The sequence below is a fragment of the Pseudomonas sp. R1-18 genome (assembly GCF_051132095.1).
GTDB lineage: Bacteria > Pseudomonadota > Gammaproteobacteria > Pseudomonadales > Pseudomonadaceae > Aquipseudomonas.
On record NZ_CP071658.1, the window covers coordinates 2,204,434 to 2,227,817 of the forward strand.

The window sequence follows — 23,384 nt, forward strand, 5'->3', positions numbered from 1 at the left end:
GTTCAAGGAAGGCATTCGCGTCCGGTGGCGCGGCCGGGCTTCAAACCCGGTTGGGGACGGCAGCCGTTCCCGGGTGAGTTCGACTCTCACTGCCTTCCGCCATATTCCGCGATTTTTCAGCCCGGTTTGCCGGCAAGCCATCCGGCGAATCATCCGCCGCGACACCGACCACTGGTCACCGGCTTATCTGAACGCGTGTCGGAGGACTACAGTCAACCAGGGGAACCGCTCTCGATCCGAAAGCATTAAGGAGGCATCCCATGGCTGTGAATGTATCCCGGCGACAGTTTCTCAAGTTAGGTGCCGCCGGTGTCGGTGCCTCAAGCATGGCCATGATGGGCTTTGCCCCGGATGAAGCCATCGCGTCGATTCGCTATTTCAAACTCACTGGCGCCAAAGCCGTGCGCAATGTCTGCACCTACTGTTCGGTAGGTTGCGGCATGCTGCTGTATACCCGCGGCGACGGTGCGCTCAATGTCGCCAATGAAGTGTTTCACGTCGAAGGCGACCCGGACCATCCGGTCAGCCGCGGCTCGTTGTGCCCGAGGGGCGCGGGCGTGCTGGACTTCATCAAGAGCGAATCGCGCCTCAAGTACCCGCAAGTGCGAGAGCCGGGTACTGATCACTGGCGCACCATCGACTGGGAGCAGGCGCTCGACCGCATCGCCCGGCTGATGAAGGACGATCGCGACAAGAACTTCGAGACCCATGACGAGCAGGGGCGCCTGGTCAACCGCTGGATGACCACTTCGATGGTCGCGGCTTCGGCCTGCACCAACGAGACCGCTTACCTGACGCAGAAGATTGCCCGCAGCCTGGGCATGCTCAAGGTCGATAACCAGGCTCGCGTCTGACACGCTCCGACGGTGGCAGGTCTTGCCCCTTCATTCGGTCGCGGTGCCATGACCAATCACTGGGTCGACATCCGTAACGCTGACGTCATTCTGTCGATGGGCGGAAACTCGGCTGAAGCGCATCCGGTGGGCTTCCGCTGGGTGATGCACGCCAAGGAACACAACAATGCGATCCTGATTTCCATTGACCCAAGGTACAACCGCACCACCGCGGTGTCGGACTACCACGCCTGGATCCGTACCGGAACCGACATCGTCTTCCTCGGCGGGCTGATCAAGTACCTGATCGAAAACGATCGCTATCAGCACGAGTACGTGCGTGCCTACACCGATGCCAGCCATCTGGTCAAAGAGGGCTATGGTTTCGATAACGGGCTGTTCGTCGGTTACGACGAAGCGCGGCACCAGTACGACAAGGCGGCGTGGAATTTCGATCTGGACGAAAAAGGTCAGGTACGGGTTGATCAGACCATGCAGCACCCGCGCTGTGTGTTCCAGCTGATGCGTGCGCATTACAGCCGCTACACCGTGGAGATGGTCGAGAACGTCTGCGGGATTCCGCGCGAAAAAGTCCTCCAGCTATGGGGCCTGATCGCGCAGACCGCGGCGCCTGACAAGTCCATGACCATTCTCTATGCGCTGGGCTGGACGCAACATTCCATTGGCTCGCAGATGATCCGCACCGGCTGCATGGTGCAGCTGCTGCTGGGCAACATGGGCATGCTGGGCGGCGGCGTCAACGCCCTGCGCGGGCACTCCAACATCCAGGGCCTGACCGACATCGGGCTGCTGTCCAATCTGCTCCCCGGTTACATGACCCTGGCGGGCGTGCAGCAGCAGAACTACGACGATTACATGAAAGAGCACATCAAGCTGCCGCAGCTGCCTGATCAGGTGTCCTACTGGAAATACTACGACCGCTTTTTTGTCAGCCTGATGAAAGCGTGGTGGGGCGATGCAGCTACCCGGGAAAACGACTGGTGCTATCACTGGCTGCCCAAGCTCAGCGAGCCGTTGTATGACGTGCTTTACGCCATCAACGACATGACCCAGGGCAAGATGACCGGCTGCTTCTGCCAGGGCTTCAACATCCTGGCCGCCTTCCCGAACAAGGCCAAAGTCACCAGCGCCCTGTCCAGGCTCAAGTTCCTGTGCATCATGGACCCGCTTGCCACCGAGACGGGCGAGTTCTGGAAGAACTACGGGACTTACAACGACGTCGATCCGAGCACGATTCAGACGCAAGTGTTCCGCCTGCCGACCACCTGTTTCGCCGAGGACAACGGCTCGATCACCAACAGTTCGCGCTGGCTGCAGTGGCACTTCAAGGCAGCACCGCCGCCGGGCAAGGCGCGCGCCGACACCGGGATCATGGGCGCGCTTTTCAATCGGCTGCGCAAGCTGTACCAGGAGGAAGGCGGTGCCTTTCCCGACCCGATTCTCAACCTGACCTGGCGCTACAGCGATCTGGAAGAGCCCGGTGCCGACGAATTGGCGATGGAATACAACGGGCGCGCGCTGGCCGATATTCGCGACGACCAAGGCAAGATCGTCCGGCCCAAAGGCCAGCTGCTCAACGACTTCGGCGAGCTGCGCAACGACGGCACGACTGCATGCGGATGCTGGGTTTATTCGGGCGCATGGACCGAGCAGGGCAACCAGATGGATCGGCGGGATAATTCCGACCCGTACAACAACGGCACCACCCTGAACTGGGCCTGGGCCTGGCCGCTCAACCGTCGAGTGCTCTACAACCGCGCCTCGGCGCGTCCCGACGGTGCGCCCTGGTCAGTGCACAAGCGCCTGGTCTGGTGGAATGGCGAGCGCTGGGTCGGGGCCGACATCCCGGATTATCCGGTGACCGCGCCGCCAGAAAAGAATGTCGGCCCGTTCATCCTTACCGAAAGCGGGACCGGACATTTCTTTTCCAGCGAGTGGCTGGGCGAAGGGCCGTTCCCGGAACACTACGAGCCTTTCGAGTCACCCATCGAAGGCAACCCTCTGCATCCGGGCAACCCTCGGGCGGTGAGCAACCCGGTAGGCCGGGTGTTCGCCGAGGACCGTGAGCAGTTTGGCAACAACAAGGATTTTCCCTATGCGGCGACGACGTACCGACTGACCGAGCATTTCCACTTCTGGACTACGCATGCGCGGCTCAACGCGATCATGCAGCCCGAGAAATTCGTGGAAATCAGCGAGGTACTGGGCAACGAGCTGGGCATCAAGCCCGGAGATCGTGTGCGGGTGCGCTCCAAACGCGGGTTTATCGAAGCGGTGGCCGTGGTTACCAAACGTCTGGTGCCACTGCAGGTCGCCGGGCGCACGGTGCATCAGATCGGTATTCCGATTCACTGGGGTTACACGGGCGTCGCCCGCAAGGCCCACCTGACCAACACCCTCACGCCGGTTGTCGGTGACGGCAATACCCAGACGCCAGAGTTCAAATCGTTTCTGGTGAACATCGAGAAGCTAGGAGGAAGTGCCTGATGCGCGGCGACCAAATGAATACCCAGAACTTCATCCAGCGCTCGGCCACCGTCGAGCAATCGCCGCAGATGCGCAGCGGCGGCGTGGAGCCGGTGGCCAAGCTGATCGATGTATCACTGTGCATTGGCTGCAAGGCCTGCCAGGTTGCCTGCTCGGAATGGAACGACCTGCGCGATGAAGTCGGCGAGTGCGACGGCACTTACAACAATCCTCAGGACCTGAGCCCGACGTCTTTTGAAGTCATGCGCTTCAGTGAGTACGAGAACGAAAAAGGCGATCTCGAATGGCTGATCCGCAAGGATAACTGCATGCACTGCGCGGACCCCGGCTGCCTGAAAGCCTGCCCGTCACCGGGGGCCATCGTGCAATACGCCAATGGCATCGTCGACTTCAACTCCGAGCACTGCATCGGCTGTGGCTACTGCGTTGCCGGTTGTCCCTTCAATATTCCGCGTGTCTCCAAGAAGGACAACAAGGCCTACAAATGCACGCTGTGTTCGGATCGGGTGTTCAACGGGCTGGAACCCGCATGCGTCAAGAGCTGCCCGACCTCGGCGATTATGTTCGGCACCAAGGCGGCCATGCACGAGCGCGCCGATCAGCGCGTGGATTACCTCAAGGGCCGCGGCTACGAAAACGCCGGCGTATACGACCCTGCCGGGGTCGGCGGCACCCACGTGATGTACGTGTTGCAGCATGCCGACAAGCCGGAAATTTACAGCGGCTTGCCAAACGACCCGCACATCAGCCCGGTGGTGGACATGTGGAAAGGCGTGACCAAGCCCTTGATGTCGGTGGTACTCGGCGTTTCGGTGATGGCGGGGTTCTTCCACTACATCATCAAAGGGCCCAAGGAAGAGCCTGAAGATGATCCCGACCCGGTGGAATCCGCGCGGGCCACCGAAGAAGACCGTCGAGAGGAGGGCCGGTCATGAGCCATTCCAATGTACAAAAAGGCATCCTGCGCTACGGCTGGTGGTCGCGCACTAACCACTGGCTGATAGCGATCTGCTTCGTGCTGTTGAGCCTGAGCGGGCTGGCGCTGTTCCATCCATTCTTCTTCAGCCTGACGGGACTGTTCGGCGGCCCGACCGAAGCCCGCATCATCCATCCATACATTGGCGCGTTCATGTCGGCGTTCTTTGCGGTCCAGGCGATACGCTTCATGCCGGCCAATCTGTTCCGTTCCTACGATATCCAGTGGGTGAAGCAGATCGGCGACGTGCTCAGCAACCGCGATGAAAAACTGCCGCCGATGGGGCAGAACAACCCCGGGCAGAAAGCCGTGTACTGGCTGTTTCTCGCCACGGTTCCGGTGTTGCTGGTGACCGGGATCATCATCTGGCGGCCGTTTTTCGCCGATGAGATGCCGCGCGAACTGCTGCGCTGGTCCGCGATGATCCACGGTTACGCGGCCTTCATCGCGATTCTCACGCTGATCATCCACGTCTACTCGGCCATCTGGGTCAAGGGCTCGATCCGCGCCATGACCCAGGGCCGGGTCAGCCGCGCCTGGGCCAGACACCACCATCGGCTCTGGTACGACGAAATCGTGCGCGGTGAGCGCAAGGGCGACGATACCCAGCTGCCCGGACACAGCGAGCCCGCAGATTCGAAACGGCGCTAGACCAGCGCGCGCTGTGTGTCGCGGTCAGCTTTGATCCGCCAATGAACAATTCTGGAGCGTTCGTGGAACATACATTCGGCAATGCGCCAAGCGGCCTGCTTGAGGCTCCCCATGTGATGCTGCCGAGCGCCAACGTGTTCAGTCAGCGGGCATTGCGGTTACGTGAACTGGTCAAACAGGTACCGGAGCTGGATGAATTTCTCGCGTTCATGGCGCGACTGGTACAAGTGCAGGATCAGGTGCTCGGTTCCGTCAAGCCGGGCTGGCAACCGGCCGAAGGGGCTTTCGATCAGGCGCTGGAGCACGGCATGCCCGCGCTGGGCTTCGAGGTGCTGAGTCGCGTCGTCGACTGGCAAGCGGATCTGATCGCCATTCTCGACGCGCTGGACCTGCACGTCGGTCAGGCCCAGCGGCCGTTGTTGAGCGCTTTGCGCGAGGCGACGCCGGACATGCTGAAAGGTATCGCGGACGACGTGCTGCACGGCCGCCCCGGCGAGCCTGACCACCGTGGGCTAATGCCTTTGGTGGCTGCAGCATTGCAGGTCGCCTGGGTCCGTCTGGCGCTGCGACTGCCGGGCACGCCCCGGCGGCCGGCACGCGAGGCTCAAGGCCTGTGCCCGACATGTGGCTCGGCACCCGTCGCCAGCCTGATACACAACGAGCAACCTTGCAGCGGCGTCCGCTACCTGTATTGCGGGCTCTGCTCGACCCAATGGCATCTGGAACGCGTGCGCTGCAGCGTCTGCGACCATGGGGGCGATCTCTTGTACCTGGGGCTCGACAACGACGAAGGCAAACCTTATCTGCCAGTCCAGGCCGAGGCCTGCGGACACTGTCAGCATTACCTCAAACTCATGCAGCGCCAGCTGCACGGACGCGCCGAACCCATCGCCGACGACCTCGCCAGCCTCGCTCTGGATTTCGTGCTGGCAGAACAGGGGACGTACCAGCGCAGCGGCTACAATCCTCTGTTTATTGCTGGAGAGTAGGCCGTCCGCATGCCCCTGTCGGGTTGCCGTTGACGGTCCCCGCGCTCCGCCCCACGGATTGAAGGCATTGAGAGGAATCAGCGATGATCGATCTGGAAAACTGGAACCTCACGATCCCCGAAGGCACACCCGCACGAGTCATCGATACTTTTCGGCTGGTGAATGGGTATTCCGACAAGTACTTTCGGCCAGGGGAAACGCTCTTTTTCTGGGCTCCGGTTACGGGCTCTTCCACGTCGAAATCCGAATTTCCCCGCAGTGAACTCCGGGAGACATTCAAGGACGGAAAGCTGCGCAACTGGACGTACCCCGAGGCCGATCATCGCCTTCAGGCCAGGCTGACGGTCGAAAAGGTGCCGTCGAGCGGGAGGGTTGTGATCGGCCAGATCCACCGCTATCAGGACGACGGGCCCTTGCTCAAAGTTGAATACCTTTACGACCATTCCAGACGCACCGGCAGAGTAGTAGCCAAATACCGGCTCAAACCGCAGAGCGACGACTCAGAAGTGGTTGTTGCGCAGGACGTGGATCTGCGGGAGGAATTTTCCTACGACGTCAGGCTGAGCTCCGCAGGGTACTTGAATGTCTCCAGCCAGGACGCTGAATGGGGACGACAACTGAGTACGAGCTGGAAGAACAAGAAGCTGTACTTCAAGGCGGGAGCCTACACCCTCGACAATACCGGCTACAGCACGGAAGGCTCCCGGGTGATATTTGAGCGTCTGTCGGTACGCCACACGACCCGCTGACGTTATGGCGCTATCGATGCGGGCCGGTATGGCCGGTATGGGCCAGTATGGGCCAGTATGGATAGCCCGTCCGGATCGTCGCACCGCTGCGTGCCGGCTAAAACCGTCGCTCAGATAACGGCCAGTGCCTGTGCCAGATCCGCGCGCAGGTCTTCGACGTCCTCAATGCCCACCGACAGCCGCACCAGGGCGTCGGCAATGCCCAGTCTGGCGCGGTTTTCCGCGGGAATGCTGGCGTGGGTCATGATGGCCGGGTGCTCGATCAGGCTTTCGACTCCGCCGAGGCTCTCGGCCAGTGCGAAGATTTTTACCTGCTCCAGGAAACGCCGCGCGCCAGCCAGGTCGGTGTTGAGGTCCAGCGAGATCATGCCGCCAAAGCCGCGCATCTGCCTGCACGCCAGGGCGTGCTGCGGGTGGGAAGGCAGGCCGGGGTAATACACCCGCGCGACTTGTGGTTGCTGCTCAAGCCATTGCGCCAGCTCCAGCGCGTTCTGGCAGTGGCGCTCCATGCGCAGCGCCAGGGTTTTCACTCCGCGCAGGGTCAGGAAGGCGTCGAACGGGCCGGCGATGGCGCCCACCGAGTTCTGCAGGAAACCCACTCGCTCGGCCAGTTCGGGGTTGTCTCCCACAACCGCGATGCCGCCGATAACATCCGAGTGGCCGTTGAGGTACTTGGTGGTCGAGTGCAGGACGATATCGAAACCCAGCGCGAGCGGGCGCTGAATCCAGGGGCTGGCGAAGGTGTTATCCGCGACACAGAGGATGCCTCGGTCGCGACAGATTTCCGCGATGGCCGCCAGATCCGTCAAGCGCAGCAGAGGATTGCTCGGTGTTTCGACCCAGACCATTCGCGTGTCCTCCTGTAGCTCCGCTTCGAACACGGATAGATCGGTCATGTCGACGAAGCTGAAACGGTGGCCGGCACTGCGGCGGCGGACGCGGTCGAAAAGCCGGAACGTACCTCCGTAGAGATCGTCGCCGGACAGGATGTGGGAACCGGCGTCCAGCAATTCCAGCACCGATGAGATGGCGGCCAGCCCCGAGGCGAACGCGAACGCTTGAGTACCGCCCTCAAGATCCGCCACGCAGCGCTCCAGCGCCCAGCGCGTCGGGTTGTGCGAGCGGCCGTAATCCAGCCCTTTATGCACGCCGGGGCTTTGTTGCAGGTAGGTGGAGTTGGCGTAGATCGGCGGCATCAGCGCGCCGGTGCTCGGGTCCGGAGCTTGTCCGGCATGAATCACTCTTGTTGCGAAAGACTGGGCAGGGTTGGTGTCGTCGTGCTGGCTCATGCAAGGGATCTCCGCAAATGATTGAGCAGGTCGACCCGGGTAATCAGGCCATGAAAACCCGAGGCATCGGCGATGATTGCCACCAGCCCACGGTCCAGTTCCTGCTGAAGTTCATCGAGCCCCGCGTCGGGCGGCAGGGTTTCGAGTTTGTCGCTCATTGCGCTGGCAATGGCAGTATGGAAATGCGCGGCGTCCTGGTGGACGCGAAACAGTATGTCGGATTCGTCAATCACACCGACCAGCCGCTTGCCGTCCACCAGCACCGGCAGTTGCGATACATCGGCCAGACGCATGCGCTGGAAAGCGGTGAGCAACGTGTCGTCCGGAGCCACGCTGATCACCCGGCCATCCTCGAAGCGTCGGGCGATCAGATCGCGCAGGTCGCCGTATCGCCTGCGCTGCAACAGGCCTTGGTCGGTCATCCACTGGTCATTGTAGACCTTGGACAAATAGCGGGTTCCGGTGTCGCAGACAAAGCTCACCACACGCTTGGGTTCGGTCTGCTCGCGGCAGTAACGCAGGGCCGCGGCCAGCAACGTGCCGGTCGAGGAGCCGCCGAGAATACCTTCGGCGCGCAGCAACTGCCGGGCCTGATCGAAGCTTTCTTCGTCGCTGATCGAGTAGGCGTGGCGCACGCTGGAGAGGTCGGCAAAAGAGGGAATGAAATCTTCTCCGATGCCTTCGACTGCCCAGGAGCCGGGGGTCGGTAGCGTGCCACTGCGGCTGTATTCGGCAACGACCGAACCGACCGGGTCGGCCAGCACCATCTCAAGGTCCGGCTGCACACGCTTGAAAAAGCGCGTAAGGCCGGTGAGTGTTCCAGCCGAGCCCACGCCGACCACGATAGCGTCCAGATCATGCTGGGTTTGCGCCCAGATTTCCGGCGCGGTGCTGCATTCATGGGCCAGCGGGTTGGCGGGGTTGTTAAACTGGTCGGCAAAGAACGCGCCGGGAATCTCCGCCGCCAGCCGCGCGGCGAAGTCCTGATAATAATCGGGGTGACCTTTGCCAACGTCGGACCGAGTGATATGTACCTCAGCGCCCATCGCCTTGAGGTGCAGAACCTTCTCGGTCGACATCTTGTCCGGCACCACCAGCACCACCCGGTATCCCTTGGCACGGCCGACCAGCGCCAGGCCAAGACCGGTATTGCCGGCGGTCGCTTCGACAATAGTACCGCCGGGCCGCAGACGACCATCGCGCTCGGCGGCGTCGATCATCGCCAGACCGATGCGATCCTTTATCGAACCGCCGGGGTTCTGGGATTCCAGCTTGAGAAACAGCGTGCATGGCCCGGTATCGATGCGACTGACCCGCACCAGCGGGGTGTTGCCGATCAGTTCGAGTACGGCAGGGCGGGAGTCAGCTGACATGTCATCTCCTCAATGCGCGATACACAGGAGAACGACGGCGGTCTGCCTGCGTGTTCAAACAGCCTAGACCCGCCGCGGCCGGTGGCAAACAAAAGCCGTTGCCGGAAGGGCTACTCGGGGAGCGGCCGCCGCCTGCCAGGGCGGCGCACAGGATCGAGCAACTGCTGTTAAAGGCCCATTGCCCTGCGAAACGCATCTTCAGCTGCTGGTCTTTCTTTTCGGCGGAAGGCGCCGACGCCAACGCTGTGACTGTTGAAAGGCAGCCGCCGCAAACCCTGACGCCCGAGCTAGAGGCGCGCGTTGCGAATATCAGTGACATCGATATTCAGGATGCATCAGAGTGGTTTTTCATTGGCGGATCGGGATCGTAAGGTTGCTCCAACGAAACGATTTCGACACCACCAACTGGAGTAACCGATCATGAAAACGTCCATCGCCTTTGGCTTTGCGGTATCCATCCTGGCTTCGACCGCTGCATTCGCCACGCCCCAGGCCAGCGGTCAACGTCCCGTTGCCGACACTGCCAGTGTGACCACCATCGATTCGAAAGTGGTTTCCACCGACAGCGTCAAGCCGTTCGACAGCAAATCGTCCGGCACCGTGGTTGTCGCCGAGAACCGCAAGGAATTCGGTTCGGGCTATCAGCGCTACTAAGCACAGCCTGTTGCAACGCAGAGCCCGGCAGACGCCGGGCTTTTTGCTGTCTGCGCCGGGCGCAGGCGGTTTGCGATTGCAGGCGGGAGCGTGATTCGAGAGCGCTGCCTGAACGGCGCAGAATGTGTGTTTCCAATCATTTGTTTGTTGTTAGAGTATGACGCGCCTGGATGGCGCTCGGCCCTGCGTGCGGGCGATCCACATCGGGTTCGCTGTCCCCGAACATAAATACAAAAACACAGGAGTTACAGATGCAACCGATTCGTCTCGGTCTGGTGGGCTACGGCAAGATCGCCCAGGATCAACACGTACCCGCTATCCACGCCAACCCCGCTTTCGAGCTAGTGGCTGTCGCGACCCAAGGCCAGCCCTGCGCAGGCGTCGAGAATTTTCAGTCATTGGGCGAACTGCTGGAAAACGGTCCGCCGGTTGACGCGATTGCCTTTTGCACGCCCCCTCAAGGCCGATTCGCGCTGGTGCAACAGGCGCTGGACGCAGGCAAGCACGTACTCGTGGAAAAGCCGCCGTGCGCCACGCTGGGTGAAGCCATGATGCTGGTGGATCAGACCGCGCGGCAGGGCGTCAGCGGCTTGTTTGCCTGGCACTCGCGCTACGCGCCGGGTATCGCCGCAGCCCGGGACTGGCTGGCCAGCCGCACGCTGCAAAGTGTGCAGATCGACTGGAAGGAGGACGTGCGCAAATGGCACCCAGGCCAGGCCTGGATCTGGCAACCCGGCGGCCTGGGCGTCTTCGATCCGGGCATCAATGCCCTGTCGATTGCGACGCACCTGCTGCCGCTGCCGTTGTTCGTCCAGTCCGCCGAACTGCGCGTACCGGATAACTGTCAGTCGCCCATCGCGGCCAGCATCAGGATGTCCGACGCGCATCACCTCGATATCCGCGCCGAGTTCGACTTCGACCATGGCCATGACGAACTCTGGAGCATCGAGATCCGTTGCGCCGAAGGTACGCTGCGCCTGGACAACGGCGGCGCGCTGCTAAGTATCGACGGTGTGCGCCAGGCCGTTTCGGAGGAGGGCGAGTACGCTGCGGTGTATCGCCACTTCCAGCAACTGATCAGCGACAAGGCCAGCGATCTGGACCTGCAGCCGTTGCGACTGGTTGCGGACAGCTTCTTCGTGGGCAGCCGGACGCTGGTCGAGCCGTTCCACGATTGAACGCCCACTTGGCTTCTGTGGTGAGCGTGTGTTCATCGATGATCCATTCGAGGCGGGCGGCTCGTCGAGCTTCTGGAGGTGAGGAACCACAACGCCAAAGCTGTAGCGCTGATCAACGCCCCTGACAGGCTCACCGCCGTCCAGCCCCAGTGCGCGTAAATGTGCGTTGCGGCTGCGGCGCCGATGGCACTGCCCGCCGAGTAGAAACACATGTAGGCCCCGACCATGCGACTCTGGGCGTCGGGCCGTGCAGCAAACAGGTAGCTCTGGTTGGTGACGTGTACGGCTTGCACCGCAAAATCGAGCAGGACGATGCCGGCCACCAGCGCGATCAGTGACGTCTCGGTAAACGCAATCGGTAACCAGGATAGCGTCAACAGCGCCAGTGACACGCCGGTTACTCGCTGTCCCCAGCCACGATCCGCCCAGCGCCCGGCCCTTGTCGCCGCGAGCGCTCCGGCGACACCGGCCAACCCGAACAGGCCAATTGCCGAATGGGAAAGTGACAGCGGAGGGCTGCTCAACGGCAGTACCATGGCCGTCCACAACATGGAGAAGGCGGCAAACACAAACAGGGCCAGCAGGCCCCGTACCCGCAGAACGCGTTCGGTGAGGAACAGCCTGAAGAGCGACTGGAGGAGCGCGCCGTAAGACTGCGGATGCGGGGGCGCTGATGTAACGGGCAGTTTTCTCCACAGCACCGCCGCGATGGCCAACATCAGCCCGGACGAAACGAAGTAGACAGCGCGCCAGCCGGCAATATCGGCAATCAGCCCGGAGGCGAAACGCGCCAGAAGAATGCCCAGCACAATGCCGCTGGTGACGGTTCCCACCGCATGGCCACGTTGCGCAGGTGCGGCGAGTACAGCGGTATAGGCCACCAGAACCTGAACCACCACCGCCAGCAAACCCACCGCGACCATCGCGCCCAACAGACCTGCCCACCACTGCGAAGCGCCCGCTGCGGCAAGCGCCGCGGCAGACAGAATGATCTGAGCCAGAATCAATCGTCTGCGGTTTATCAAATCCCCCAACGGCACGAGCAACAGCAGCCCCAAGGCATAACCGATCTGGGTCGCTGTCACTACCAGACCTGTCGTAGCGGGTGCCACGTCCAGACTATGCGCCATGGCGTCGAGCAAAGGCTGTGCGAGATAGACGTTGGCGACAGCCAGCCCGCAGGTTGCTGAAAAAAGCAGCGTGGTCGAGCGTGAAAGTCTTTGGCAGCGGTCCGTCACGTCGCCGCCTGGGTGTTCGCCGACCCGGTGCGACGGACCTGCAACGGCTTGGCATTCACCGGGTGAATCTGCCTCTGCTTTCATATGCGCTTCCTTGTCGTTAGACTGGTTGCAATCTGCAACCGGCCGCCGATTCTTGCCTGAAGTGGTTTTTAAATGCAACCACATTCTGACGGTCGAAGACCGGTTTGCCGAGCCACGCCTGGAAGGTCAATGCAATGCTTGCCAATACATCCCCGCAGAACCACGAATGCCCGGTGGCGAGAGCTCTGGAAGCGGTCGGCGATCGCTGGTCGCTGATGATCATTCGCGACGCCTTTGATGGCGTTTGCCGATTCAGCGAGTTTCAGAAAAGCCTGGGTGTGGCGAAAAACATTCTGGCCGCGCGCTTGAAAGCTCTGGTCGAGGCGGGCGTCTTCGAGATACAGCCGGCATCCAACGGCAGCGCTTACAAGGAATACGTGCTGACCGAGAAAGGCCGCGCGATCTTTCCGCTGATCGTCTGCATGAGGCAGTGGGGCGAACGCTTCCTGTTCGAGCCGGGGGAACCGCGCTCAGTCCTTCTGGACAAGGAAGCCGGGCAGCCACTGATGTCGATGGAGGTTCGCTCTGTGAACGGCAACAAACTCGAAGCTTCGGACTGTCACAGGCTGAGCGCCGTCGATGGCGCGGCGGCGGGTTTGTGATCCGTTGTGTGAAATAGTGCAAGTCCGCAGTTAACGAGGTTTCAGTTGAACGAACAGACATTGTCCATGCGCCTGGAGCGAGTGGCGGCGCATGTACCGACCGGCGCGCGGCTGGCCGATATCGGCTCGGATCATGGTTACCTGCCCGTGGCGTTGCTACGCCGTGGCGTCATCGCTTCGGCAGTGGCCGGCGAGGTAGCCTTGACGCCGTTTGACGCAGCGCGGCGAACCGTGCGCGAGAATGGCCTGGAAGAGCTGGTCACCGTGCGTCTGGCAGACGGCCTTGCGGCTATCGAGCCCGATGACCGGATCACGGCAGTCAGCCTCTGCGGCATGGGCGGCGAGACGATTCGCGACATCCTTGCCGCTGGCAAGGCCCGGCTCAGCGGCAAGGCCCGGCTCAGCGGCAAGGAGCGGCTGGTGCTGCAACCCAACGGCGGCGAGCAGCCCCTGCGCCAATGGCTGATGGAAAACGGCTACCGGATTGTCTGCGAAGAAGTGCTGCGGGAAAACCGCTTCGACTACGAAATCATCGTGGCCGAGCCCTCCGGGCCCGTCACCTACAGCGCCGAACAACTGTACTTCGGCCCGCTGCAGATGCAGGCACGCAGCCCGGAGTTCCTGGCCAAATGGCAGCGTAAGCTGAAGCGAAAACAGCGCACGCTTGCCGGCTTTGCCAAGGCCAGAAGCCCGCTGCCCGAGGAGAAGACGCAGGAGCTCGAACGGCACACGCGCTGGATCACCGAGCTGTTGGCGTGATTGCGGTTCACAGCTTGTAACGCTAAGGGGCTCGCTCGGCTCGGCTCGGCTGTCGCTCGCCGGCGCGCTAGACTGCTCCTTTTCCGGCAAGGCCCACGACCATGTACCTGCAGTTTCTCGGCACTTCATCCGGCGCACCCACCAAGGCCCGCAACGTGAGCGGCACGGCCGTCATCGAGGCGTCAGGTAAAGCGTGGTATCTGGTGGACTGCGGAGAGGGCATCCAGCATCAATTACTGCGCACTTCGCTCTCGGTCGCCGACTTGCGCGCGATTTTCATCACTCATGTGCATGGCGACCACTGCTTCGGTCTGCCTGGATTGCTGGCCAGTGCTGGCATGTCCGGGCGCAGTGAAGCGCTGGATCTGGTGCTGCCGGCGGCTCTTCAAGCCTGGGTCCTGCAGAGTCTGGCCGTCAGCGAAACGTACCTGCCATTCGAACTGTGTTTCCACACGCTCGAAACGCTGACCCACTGGAGCAGCGGGACGATCGGGGTCAGCACCGTCGAGCTCTCGCATCGGGTGCCGAGTTACGGTTATGTATTCGCCGAGATCAATCCCGATCCGCGGCTGGACGTCGAGCGTCTGCAGGCTGACGGCATCCCACGAGGCCCGCTGTGGGGCGAGCTTGCGAAAGGGCACGATGTGGAGCATGGCGGGCGGCGGGTTACGGCGAGCGACTACCTTCGCGCTTCGCGCCCCGGCCGACGCATTATCGTATGCGGCGACAATGATCGTCCGGAGCTGCTGGCAGCCGCGGCTGAGGGTGCGGATGTGCTGGTCCACGAAGCCACGTTCACCCAGCCGGTTATGGATCGCGCTCAGTCGAGTTACGGCCATAGCACGGCTGCGGCGGTGGCGCGGTTTGCCGAACAGGCCGGGTTGCCAAACCTGGTGCTCACGCATTTCTCCGCGCGCTATCAGAACAACCCGCAACGCAGTCCTTCCATCGACGACATCCGCCAGGAGGCGACGTCGCACTACAACGGCCGCCTGATTCTGGCGGCCGATTTGCAGCGATATCACCTTGGCAAGGAAGGTCAATTGCTACCGGTAGAGCCGTTGTAGGCGGCGCAACGCCCGGTTTGAGCGGGCGATCCGCGCAATCAGGTATCTGCCCCGATCACTTTTGCTGTGGCAGGAACCAGTTCAGCAGCAGGGCACAGATGCCGCCGGTAGCAACGCCGGATTCGAGCACGTTGCGCAGCGCTGCCGGCATGTGCGCCAGAAACTCCGGTACCTGAGCAACGCCCAGGCCGAGCGCCAGCGATACGGCGATGATCAGCAAGGCACGGCGATCCAGTTCAATGCCGGCGAGGATATTGATGCCCGAGGCCGCGACGGCACCGAACATGACCATCGCCGCGCCGCCCAGCACAGGCTCCGGTACTGCCTGAATCACCCCGGCCACCGCCGGGAACAGACCCAGAACCACCAGCATCAGGGCGATCCAGGTACCGATGCGGCGGCTGGCGATGCCGGTCAGCTGAATCACGCCGTTATTCTGGGCGAAGATCGAGCTGGGAAACGTATTGAACACACCGGCCAGCAGCGAGTTGACGCCGTTGACCAGCACGCCGCCCTTGATGCGCTGCATCCAGAGCGGGCCTTCCACCGGCTGGCGCGACACCTTGCTGGTGGCAGTGACGTCGCCGATGGCTTCCAGCGAAGTGACCAGGTAAATCACCAGCATCGGAATGAACAGGCTCCAGGAAAAACCCAGCCCGAAGTGCAGCGGAGTGGGCACCTGGAAGAGCGCGGCCTGATGCATGCCGGTGAAATCCAGGCGACCCAGATAGCCCGCCAGGCCATAGCCCACCAGCAGCGCGATGACGATGGCGCAGCTGCGCATCCATACCAGTGGAATGCGATTGAGCACGACGATGACCGCCAGCACCACGCCCGACAACAACAGATTTTCGCCATTGGCGAAGGTGCCATTGGCCATGGCACCAAAGCCGCCGCCCATGCTGATCAGGCCGACCTTGATCAGGGTCAGGCCGATCATCAGCACCACGATGCCGGTCACCAGCGGAGTGATCAGCTTCTTGACGAAAGGCAGGATGCGCGAGATGCCGATTTCCACGAACGAGCCTGCGATCACCACGCCGAATATCGCCGCCATCACGCCTTCCACGGGCGTGCCTTGCTTGACCATCAGCGCGCCGCCGGCGATCAGCGGGCCGACGAAGTTGAAACTGGTGCCCTGGACAATCAGCAGGCCGGCACCCAGCGGGCCGAACCGGCGACACTGCACGTAGGTGGCGATACCGGAAACGACCAGACTCAGGGAAACGATCAGGTTCGTATCCCGGGACGAAACGCCCAGCGCCTGACAGATCAGCAAGGCCGGCGTGACGATCGGCACGATGATCGCGAGCAGGTGCTGGAGCGCGGCGAGGATTGCCACCAGCGGACGCGGGCGGTCTTCAAGACCGTAGATCAGATCATCGCCACGGCTGTCGGCCTTGGCTGGGGAGTTAGCTGGTTGCATGGTGAGGCCCGGGCAAAAAAGGGCGGATTCTACAGGCCGCGCGGGCAGATAAACAGATGCCCTTGACCACCGTAGCTACGCCATCCGGGCCGTCAAGCGGTCGCGTAGTTTTTTCGCCATTGCGCGGGGGTGATTCCGTACGAGCGACTGAAGGTGCGGGTGAAGTGTGGCTGATCACAGAAACCGCTCTCCAGGCTGATGTCGGACATCGTCCGATGCTTGCAAAGCAGCAGAGCCAGGGCCTTTTCCAGCTTGAGCTTCAGTAGCCAGGTTTGTGGGGACACGCCCGTTGCCTGCTTGAACGCCCGGGTAAAGTGGCTGCGTGACATGTGGCAACGCGCCGCGACCTCGTTGATTTTCAGCGATCCATGTAACTCGGCGGCCATGACTTCCTGCGCCTTGCGCACCCGCCAATCGATCCTCGCCGGCTCACTCGACGGCCCGCCATCGGCGGACTCGGAGGCCAGAGTGTTTGCAACCACGGCGTTGTTCTGGGATGAAAAGAAAGAGTATGGCTTCATATTGGGCCCTGCCTATGCAGCATCTTGCTTAACGTTGATGGGCATTCCGCACGGTGATACGGGACGCCGAAAAGTTAACGTGCAGGTGCTATTACCTCAAATGCCCATATGACTTGTATCTATTCGGATCTGATATAGAGGTGTTGATTTTTGGTTGCTGCCGCTGCGCGCCAGATCGCGAGCAAGCTAGCTCCTACGCCCTCCGGGCAGAAGCCTGGCCGGTGCGCTCTGAATCTGTAGCTGGCCGGGCGGCGCTCCGCTTGCCTGCGATCTGGCGCGCAGCGGCAGCAAAAGAGGATCACACGTAAGTGGGAGTAAGCTTGCAATCAGCGTGGAGATGCAGCGGGGTGGGGCGCGGCGGTACTACCGGTCGAAGCGCCGTTTCTGCAGCAGCCTGACCAAAGCGACTCCGGCACTGCAGATGCCGAGGTACACCGCCGCGGCGAGAAGGTAGAACTCGATAACGTAGTTATCCCGCTGGCCGATCATCGTGGCCATGCCCAGAAGGTCCTGAAGGCTGACGACATAAACCAGCGTCGTGTCCTTGAACAACCCGATCGACTGGCTGATCAATACCGGCGACATGTTCCTCAGCGCCTGAGGCACAAGAACGGAGGCAAAAGTCTGGGACTGGCTCAGGCCCAATGCTCTGGCGGCCTGCAGCTGCCCGTCCCGGATACCGCCGAACCCGGCGCGGATGATTTCGCAGTAGTACGCTGACTGCGTCAGGGACAGGGCAATGAGCGCCGAGGTCGTCGGGTCCATGGACGCATAGGGATTTCCACTGACGATCTTCAGAGCGTAGGGGGGCAGGGTGAACATCCAGAAAATCAGCAGGATGGTCGGAATCGCTCTGAAGCAATTCACGTAGTGGCCCGCCGCCGATGCCACGGCCTTCGGCGCCAGTTCCCTCAATGCCGCCAGTACGGTGCCCAGGAGCAGGCCGAGAACCAGCGCACCCGAAAACAGCGTCAGCGTGGTGCACAGGCCCTGCACGAGCTGAGGCGCGGCGGCCAAAAACTTCCAGACGATGGACTCGGGCTCAAACAAAGCGGCGCCTGCCTTGAACGATGTGCCGGGCACCGGAACGAGTGTCGAGCCTGCGCATGAGCAGGATCACCCCGTACGAGATCAGCATGTAAATCACGGTTGCCAGAAGGTACGCCTCAAGAGGCTGCCCCGAAAACTCCGCGAGCTGTCGGGATTGCCCGGTGAGTTCCATCAGGCCGATGGTCAGGGCGGCTGACGAGTTCTTGAAGACGTTCATGAAGTCCGAGGTCAGCGCCGGAAGCACAATGCGCAACGCCTGCGGTAACAGGATCAGTCGGTAACAGTCGGTGGCTTCCATGCCTAACGCTTTTGCCGCTTCCATCTGCCCGCGTGGCAGGGCGCGCAGTCCCGCATTGACCTGCTCGGCGACGCCCGCGCCGGTGTAGAAGGTGAGACACAGGACGATGCTCAGGAATTGGTTGCCCTGAGGGTTCATCTGTTTGATGGCGTCGCCCCATTCCGTGGGAAGCAGCTCGGGAAACAGGAAATACCAGAGAAGCAGCTGCACCAGCAGCGGGATGTTTCTGAACGTATGAACCACAGCGGTAGCGAGCCATTTGAGGGTGCCCGTACGCCGCGAACGAAAGATCCCGATCACCGTCCCCAGGCCCAGCGCCAGTACCCAGGACAACACGGAAATCGCAATGGTCCAGGCTATGCCCTCCGCCAGCAGGGCAGCATACAAGCCCTCGCCGGTGATGGACGGCTGGAACAGGAACGCCCAGTCCCAGTTGTAGTTCATACGACCGCGTTCATTGCAGCGGCTTGTCGCTGGGTGCGCGATACAGCTCGGTGTTTTCGCGCGACAGTGGCAGGGCCAGATTTATCCCGCCGCGCACATTGATCGGGCTGTTGAAGTATTTGTCATACAAGACGCGCATTTCCCCCGAGGTCTGCATACCCGCAATCACCTTGTCGGCGATGGCTTTGAACTCAGGGTCGCCTTTGCCCATCATGCAGCCATACGCCTCGTAGGTTCGAGGCACGCCCGTGACCTTCCAGGCAGAAGGGTCGCTGGCCGTGGCGATGTTTCCATGAAACATGATGTCGTCACCCATGGACGCAGTGGCCCGACCGGTCTCCACGGTCATGAAATTGGCGGCTGTATCCTTGGAGAGCAGGATGTCGATGTTCATCTTTTCCGCTGAATTGAGCTGCCGGAGCAGGCGCTCCGAAGTCGTTCCGGCTTCAACCACGACTCTTTTGCCCCTCAGGTCATCGAAGTCATTGATGCCTGAGTCCTTGCGAGTGAGCAGTCGGGTGCCGACGATAAAATAGCTGTCCGAAAACGCGACCTGGTGCTGGCGCTGCTCATTATTGGTGGTGGAGCTGCATTCCAGGTCAACAGTGCGATTGGCAATCAGCGCTACGCGGGTCTGCGGATTGAGAATGAAGGTCTTCACCTCCAGAGCGGGCAGCTGCAGCGTGTCCTTGATCTGCGCCACGATCCTTTGCGATATCTCCCAGCCAAAGCCCGCATTCTGACCGTGATCGTCGATGAAATTGAAAGGCGCCGAGGCTTCGCGCACGCCGACGGTGATCTGCCCGGTCGCGCGGATTTTCTCCAGGATCGCTCCCGATTCTGCAAATGCGACGCTAGGTAGTAAAGCCAGGAGGAGAGCTGCCCTGATCATCGATGCCCCTTCGTTATCAGCTTCTCAAAGAAGCAAATCGAACGCATTCTCCAGATCTTTTATCAAGGTTGCCAGTGGTTCCAGCCCGATATGCAGACGTATGATCCAAGGCGCCTGCGGCCAGCGTCCGGCGGTGCGCGCATCGGCCATGTCGGTCAGGGCGATCAGGCTCTGCGTGCCACCCCAACTGGCGCCGATCCTGAACACGCGCAGGGCGTCGACGAAACCTTCGATGCGTGTCAGATCCCGCTCCTTGAGCACCAGGCTGATCACCCCATTGGAGCCGGTGAAAAATCGTTTGTAGCGGGCGTGCTGGCTGTCGGTTTCCAGCGCCGGGTAGAACACCGCGTCCACGGCGGGATGAGTCGTAAGCCATTTGGCAACGTCGTATCCGTGCCTGGCGTGGTGATTGAGGCGAACGTCCAGGGTTTGCAGGCCTCGCAGGACGAGATAGGCGTCGTCCGAGGACACGCCGATCCCGAGCAGGATCATGGACGTGCGCAAGCGGTCGAAAAGTTCGGGGCCTGAGACGGTGCAGGCGCCCAGGCACACGTCGGAATGGCCGGACGCGTACTTGGACAACGCCGTGGCCACGATATCGATGCCGTGTTCGAACAGGTTGGTCCGGCCAAAACCCCAGGTATTGTCCATCATCACAAGCGCGCCGTGCGTGCGGGCCTGAGCGGCGATGACCGAGATGTCCTGAATCTCCATCGAATAAGAGCCTGGCGATTCCAGCAACACCAGGCGGGTCTGGTCATTCAGCCAGGGCTCGATGCTGCCCGCATCCGAAGGGAAGACGGAGTGCGTGATGCCGAAGCGCGACAGCACGCCTTTGCAGAACTCTTTGGTGGGGCCGTAGACGCAGTCGGCAATCAGTACGTGATCACCGCATCGAAGGCAGGAAAGCAGGGGCAGGGTGATCGCCGCCAGCCCCGAAGGTACGAGCATGGTGTGGGTGCCGCCTTCGATCTCGCTGACGCGCCATTCCAGCGTCTTGATCGTAGGATTTCCATACAGGCCATAGCTGAACCCCTCCAGCAAACGCTGTGACCGGTTCAGAAACTCGTGGGCTGACCGGTACACCACCGTGGTGGCTCTGTGGACGGGCACGGTCAGCGCCTCGAATTCAGGCATCGCCGGCTTGGATCCAGTCTTGATGGCAGACGTTTGCGGTGGTTTCAGGGGTTCCGGTTTCACGGGGCAGGTTCGCATTGGCAGGTAAAGTCTCCCACCTTGGGCGTTCCGGTCTATAACATCCAATGCTAATCTGACTTACCTCCATAACAGATCGGCATAGATTTTGAACCCTCGTCAGATAGAAGCGTTTCGCGCCGTCATGTTGACCGGCAGCACCACTCGCGCGGCCGAGATGATGCACACCTCGCAGCCGATGGTCAGCCGACTGGTGGGGCAACTGGAAACCCGCCTCAGGCTGCGGCTGTTTGAGCGCGAGTCGTCCAGGCTGCGTCCTACGCCTGAGGCCAAGGCTTTGTTCGTGGATGTTGAGCGTCTGTATTCGGGGCTGGATCAGCTTGAAAAGAAGGCCCGCAGCCTGAGGGAAGGGCGCAGCGGGCTGGTGAGTGTCGCCTGTCTGCCTGCGATGGCGTACGGACCCATGCCAAAAATACTGAGTGCGCTACGCCAACAGATGCCGGACCTGACGGTCCGTTTCGAGATCATGTCGTCGGTCGAAGTGCGCGAGCAGGTGGCGAGCGGCCGCTGCGACATCGGATTTGCCGCGGACGAAATCGACACCCACGGTCTGGTGGCACGCTCGGTCGCCCGACGCCGGGCCATGCTGGCAGTACCGGCGGGGCATCCGCTCGCGGAATTCGAGACGGTATCCGTCGAACGCATGGCGGACTTTCCGTACCTCGGGCTGTCCACCACCGATACCGCGCAGCGAGCCCTGAACACCCGGCTGGCCGAGGTGGGCAAGACCCTGAATGTCACGATCGAGACTCCCTACACGCTAACCATCGCCTCATTGATATCGGCGGGCGCAGGCATAGGCATTGTCGATCCCATTGCGCTGGAAGCCTTCGAGTGGCCCAACCTGGTCCTAATCAACCTAGAGCAGGAAGTCCACTTCAACACGCTGGTCCTGCACAACGCCACCGCGCCGCTGTCCGGCCCGGCAAAGAGGCTGGTCGAGCTGGCCGACGAGCACCTGAATCAGCCCTGAAACGGGACAGGGTCAGAGCCCGGGATCACAGCGGGCCTCCCGTCACCGGAGGTTTTCGTCGAGGAACTCACGGATGACAGGAATGATTTCCTTGCCGTGGGTTTCGAGCGCGAAGTGGCCGGTGTCGTAGAAGCGAATGTCCGCCTTGGCGATGTCGCGCTTCCAGGCTTGTGCTCCGGCGGGCAGAAAGAACGGATCGTTTTTCCCCCAGACCGCCAGAAGCGGCGGCTGACAAGCGCGGAAAAAGGCCTGAAATTCCGGGTACATTGCCACGTTGCTCGCGTAGTCCAGAACCAGATCAAGCTGGATATCGGCGTTTCCAGGCCTGGAAATCTGCAGCCCTTCCAGCGTGTAGCCGTCGGGTGATACCAGACTCGCATCGGCAACCCCCTCAAGGTATTGCCATTTGATCGACGCAGGCGTCGGGAAATCATGCAGCGCCTGACGATTCTGTTCAGTGGGCTCGCGCCAATACCTCTGGATCGGCGCCCAGCCATCGCCCAGTCCTTCTTCATAGGCATTGCCGTTTTGCGAAATGATCACCGTCACCCGTGACGGATGGGCAACGGCCAGGCGCCATCCGACAGGTGCGCCGTAGTCATGCACCATCAGCGCATATTTATCGAGTTTGAGCTGGTCTGCGAACTGGCCGATGGTCTGCGCAAGCTGGCTGAAGGTGTAGGCGTAGTCCTGCCGGGCCGGAGCTTCGGTGAAGCCGAACGCCGGCAGATCCGGCGCGATGACATGGTAGCGGTCAGCGAGCGCAGGGATCACATCGCGGAACATGAACGAAGAGGCCGCGAAGCCGTGCAGGAGCAACACTACCGGCGCGCCCGGGCTTCCGGCCTCGCGGTAGAAAACCTTTACGTTGCCCACCTGTTCATACCGGTAATGGATCTGACTGGCCGAGGCCGATGTGGACGAGCTCATGGTAAACCCCCTGTAACCGCTAAAATGTGTGTTTGAAGGTTACGAGGCATTCCGGTAACCTGTCAAACATCTTTTATTGGTTACCCACGATGACGAACATGACCACCCCTGTCAGCTCGGACGTTCTCTTTCTGGCCGACAACCCGGCTCTGGATTTCATCAACAGCGAATACGGAACCGGCGATCAGCGCCACGACTGTTTCACCGACGACGAAACCGTCCTGAGCTGGTTGGAAGCGGCGGGATTGCTGCCCCGAACATTTGAAGGCGCGGCCCCGCAAGGACTGCTGGCGCTTGCCCGCCAGTTACGTGACAGCTCAAGGGAGGTGATAACCGCGGCAATGTCCGGTGTCGCAGCCGAACTCAGTGTGATCAACCATGTGCTGGAAGCAGGCCGGCCGCTCCGGGCTCTGGAGTGGGAGGAGGGCGCGCGGGCGTTTCGCATGGTCAGCAGCCCTCGCGACACAAGCCCGGCTAGTCTGCTTGCGCCGGTAGCGGAATCTCTGGCCAGCCTGATTACCCATGAGAAGTTCGAATTCGTCCGCCAGTGCGAAGCCCATGACTGCGTCTTGCTCTTCCATGACCTGACCAAATCCCACCGCCGACGCTGGTGCAGCATGGCAACGTGCGGCAACCGCATGAAAGTCGCGGCATTCCGTTCCAGAAATAAACCGCAGTAGCGCCG

23 protein-coding genes and 1 tRNA gene are annotated in these 23,384 nt (G+C 61.5%); 14 read left to right on the plus strand and 10 right to left on the minus strand.

The genetic code is table 11. The annotated features are described in order from the left end of the window. Positions 1-6 precede the first annotated feature (6 nt). From J3P77_RS10250 to J3P77_RS10275, 6 genes are all read left to right on the plus strand, one after another. A tRNA-Sec gene (locus J3P77_RS10250) sits at positions 7-102 on the plus strand. 164 nt (positions 103-266) lie between these two features. After that, on the plus strand, positions 267-3,341 hold the full coding sequence (gene fdnG, locus J3P77_RS10255) for a formate dehydrogenase-N subunit alpha (RefSeq protein ID WP_434681953.1): 3,075 nt from the start codon (positions 267-269) through the stop codon (positions 3,339-3,341). Next, positions 3,341-4,276 (plus strand): formate dehydrogenase subunit beta, encoded by a 936-nt coding sequence (gene fdxH / locus J3P77_RS10260; RefSeq protein WP_434681490.1) that lies wholly within the window; start codon positions 3,341-3,343, stop codon positions 4,274-4,276. Before fdnG ends, fdxH begins: the two co-directional genes overlap by 1 nt. Beyond that, on the plus strand, positions 4,273-4,968 hold the full coding sequence (locus J3P77_RS10265) for a formate dehydrogenase subunit gamma (RefSeq protein WP_434681491.1): 696 nt from the start codon (positions 4,273-4,275) through the stop codon (positions 4,966-4,968). Before fdxH ends, J3P77_RS10265 begins: the two co-directional genes overlap by 4 nt. 116 nt (positions 4,969-5,084) lie before the next feature. Continuing rightward, positions 5,085-5,957 (plus strand): formate dehydrogenase accessory protein FdhE, encoded by an 873-nt coding sequence (gene fdhE / locus J3P77_RS10270; RefSeq protein ID WP_434681954.1) that lies wholly within the window; start codon positions 5,085-5,087, stop codon positions 5,955-5,957. 83 nt (positions 5,958-6,040) lie between these two features. Next, the gene (locus J3P77_RS10275) at positions 6,041-6,706 is read left to right on the plus strand and encodes a polysaccharide lyase family 7 protein (RefSeq protein ID WP_434681492.1); all 666 of its coding nucleotides are present in this window, start codon (positions 6,041-6,043) and stop codon (positions 6,704-6,706) included. A gap of 110 nt (positions 6,707-6,816) precedes the next feature. On the opposite strand, the gene J3P77_RS10280 is transcribed toward J3P77_RS10275, so the two are convergent. After that, a complete protein-coding gene (locus tag J3P77_RS10280; RefSeq protein ID WP_434681493.1) occupies positions 6,817-7,995 on the minus strand; it encodes a cystathionine gamma-synthase in 1,179 nt (392 codons plus the stop codon). Further along, on the minus strand, positions 7,992-9,368 hold the full coding sequence (locus tag J3P77_RS10285) for a pyridoxal-phosphate dependent enzyme (protein ID WP_434681495.1): 1,377 nt from the start codon (positions 9,366-9,368) through the stop codon (positions 7,992-7,994). Before J3P77_RS10285 ends, J3P77_RS10280 begins: the two co-directional genes overlap by 4 nt. A gap of 50 nt (positions 9,369-9,418) precedes the next feature. On the opposite strand from J3P77_RS10285, the gene J3P77_RS10290 reads away from it, so the two are divergent. The 3 genes from J3P77_RS10290 to J3P77_RS10300 all read left to right on the plus strand — a co-directional run bounded on the left by J3P77_RS10290 (position 9,419) and on the right by J3P77_RS10300 (position 11,200). Then, positions 9,419-9,739 (plus strand): hypothetical protein, encoded by a 321-nt coding sequence (locus tag J3P77_RS10290; protein WP_434681496.1) that lies wholly within the window; start codon positions 9,419-9,421, stop codon positions 9,737-9,739. A 49-nt stretch (positions 9,740-9,788) separates the two neighbouring features. Further along, positions 9,789-10,022 (plus strand): hypothetical protein, encoded by a 234-nt coding sequence (locus J3P77_RS10295; protein ID WP_434681498.1) that lies wholly within the window; start codon positions 9,789-9,791, stop codon positions 10,020-10,022. Positions 10,023-10,273: 251 nt separating this feature from the next. Next, entirely contained in the window at positions 10,274-11,200 is a 927-nt protein-coding gene (locus tag J3P77_RS10300) for a Gfo/Idh/MocA family protein (protein ID WP_434681500.1), read from the plus strand. Between the two features lie 32 nt (positions 11,201-11,232). Here the strand turns inward: J3P77_RS10300 and J3P77_RS10305 are convergent, their stop codons facing one another. Then, a complete protein-coding gene (locus J3P77_RS10305; protein WP_434681502.1) occupies positions 11,233-12,522 on the minus strand; it encodes an MFS transporter in 1,290 nt (429 codons plus the stop codon). 134 nt (positions 12,523-12,656) lie between these two features. Here J3P77_RS10305 and J3P77_RS10310 point away from each other — a divergent pair, with 134 nt between their 5' ends. The 3 genes from J3P77_RS10310 (at position 12,657) to J3P77_RS10320 (ending at position 14,950) form a co-directional block, all read left to right on the plus strand. Continuing rightward, positions 12,657-13,124, plus strand: a complete 468-nt coding sequence (locus J3P77_RS10310) for a winged helix-turn-helix transcriptional regulator (RefSeq protein WP_434681504.1) — start codon at positions 12,657-12,659, stop codon at positions 13,122-13,124. A gap of 45 nt (positions 13,125-13,169) precedes the next feature. Next, positions 13,170-13,883, plus strand: a complete 714-nt coding sequence (locus J3P77_RS10315; protein ID WP_434681505.1) for a tRNA (adenine(22)-N(1))-methyltransferase — start codon at positions 13,170-13,172, stop codon at positions 13,881-13,883. A 101-nt stretch (positions 13,884-13,984) separates the two neighbouring features. Continuing rightward, on the plus strand, positions 13,985-14,950 hold the full coding sequence (locus tag J3P77_RS10320) for an MBL fold metallo-hydrolase (protein ID WP_434681506.1): 966 nt from the start codon (positions 13,985-13,987) through the stop codon (positions 14,948-14,950). A gap of 55 nt (positions 14,951-15,005) precedes the next feature. On the opposite strand, the gene J3P77_RS10325 is transcribed toward J3P77_RS10320, so the two are convergent. The 6 genes from J3P77_RS10325 to J3P77_RS10350 all read right to left on the minus strand — a co-directional run bounded on the left by J3P77_RS10325 (position 15,006) and on the right by J3P77_RS10350 (position 20,718). After that, positions 15,006-16,376 (minus strand): uracil-xanthine permease family protein, encoded by a 1,371-nt coding sequence (locus tag J3P77_RS10325; RefSeq protein ID WP_434681507.1) that lies wholly within the window; start codon positions 16,374-16,376, stop codon positions 15,006-15,008. A gap of 92 nt (positions 16,377-16,468) precedes the next feature. Beyond that, complete coding sequence (locus tag J3P77_RS10330) at positions 16,469-16,897, minus strand: AraC family transcriptional regulator (RefSeq protein WP_434681508.1); 429 nt, start codon at positions 16,895-16,897, stop codon at positions 16,469-16,471. 363 nt (positions 16,898-17,260) lie between these two features. Further along, a complete protein-coding gene (locus J3P77_RS10335) occupies positions 17,261-17,947 on the minus strand; it encodes an amino acid ABC transporter permease (RefSeq protein WP_434681509.1) in 687 nt (228 codons plus the stop codon). Continuing rightward, positions 17,940-18,689, minus strand: coding sequence for an amino acid ABC transporter permease (locus J3P77_RS10340; protein ID WP_434681510.1), 750 nt, complete (start codon positions 18,687-18,689; stop codon positions 17,940-17,942). The genes J3P77_RS10335 and J3P77_RS10340 overlap by 8 nt, the downstream gene beginning before the upstream one ends. Positions 18,690-18,699: 10 nt before the next feature. Beyond that, positions 18,700-19,581, minus strand: coding sequence for a transporter substrate-binding domain-containing protein (locus J3P77_RS10345; RefSeq protein WP_434681512.1), 882 nt, complete (start codon positions 19,579-19,581; stop codon positions 18,700-18,702). Between the two features lie 24 nt (positions 19,582-19,605). Continuing rightward, a complete protein-coding gene (locus J3P77_RS10350; RefSeq protein WP_434681513.1) occupies positions 19,606-20,718 on the minus strand; it encodes a trans-sulfuration enzyme family protein in 1,113 nt (370 codons plus the stop codon). Positions 20,719-20,884: 166 nt separating this feature from the next. Between J3P77_RS10350 and J3P77_RS10355 the strand changes: the two genes are divergently transcribed. After that, positions 20,885-21,769 carry a LysR substrate-binding domain-containing protein gene (locus J3P77_RS10355; RefSeq protein WP_434681514.1) on the plus strand — a complete coding sequence of 295 codons (885 nt, stop codon included), beginning with the start codon at positions 20,885-20,887 and terminating at the stop codon, positions 21,767-21,769. 42 nt (positions 21,770-21,811) lie between these two features. Here J3P77_RS10355 and J3P77_RS10360 read toward each other — a convergent pair whose 3' ends face one another. Then, on the minus strand, positions 21,812-22,699 hold the full coding sequence (locus J3P77_RS10360) for an alpha/beta fold hydrolase (RefSeq protein ID WP_434681515.1): 888 nt from the start codon (positions 22,697-22,699) through the stop codon (positions 21,812-21,814). 98 nt (positions 22,700-22,797) lie between these two features. Here J3P77_RS10360 and J3P77_RS10365 point away from each other — a divergent pair, with 98 nt between their 5' ends. Further along, positions 22,798-23,379: a CGNR zinc finger domain-containing protein gene (locus J3P77_RS10365; RefSeq protein ID WP_434681516.1), complete on the plus strand. Its 582-nt coding sequence runs from the start codon at positions 22,798-22,800 to the stop codon at positions 23,377-23,379. Positions 23,380-23,384 lie beyond the last annotated feature (5 nt).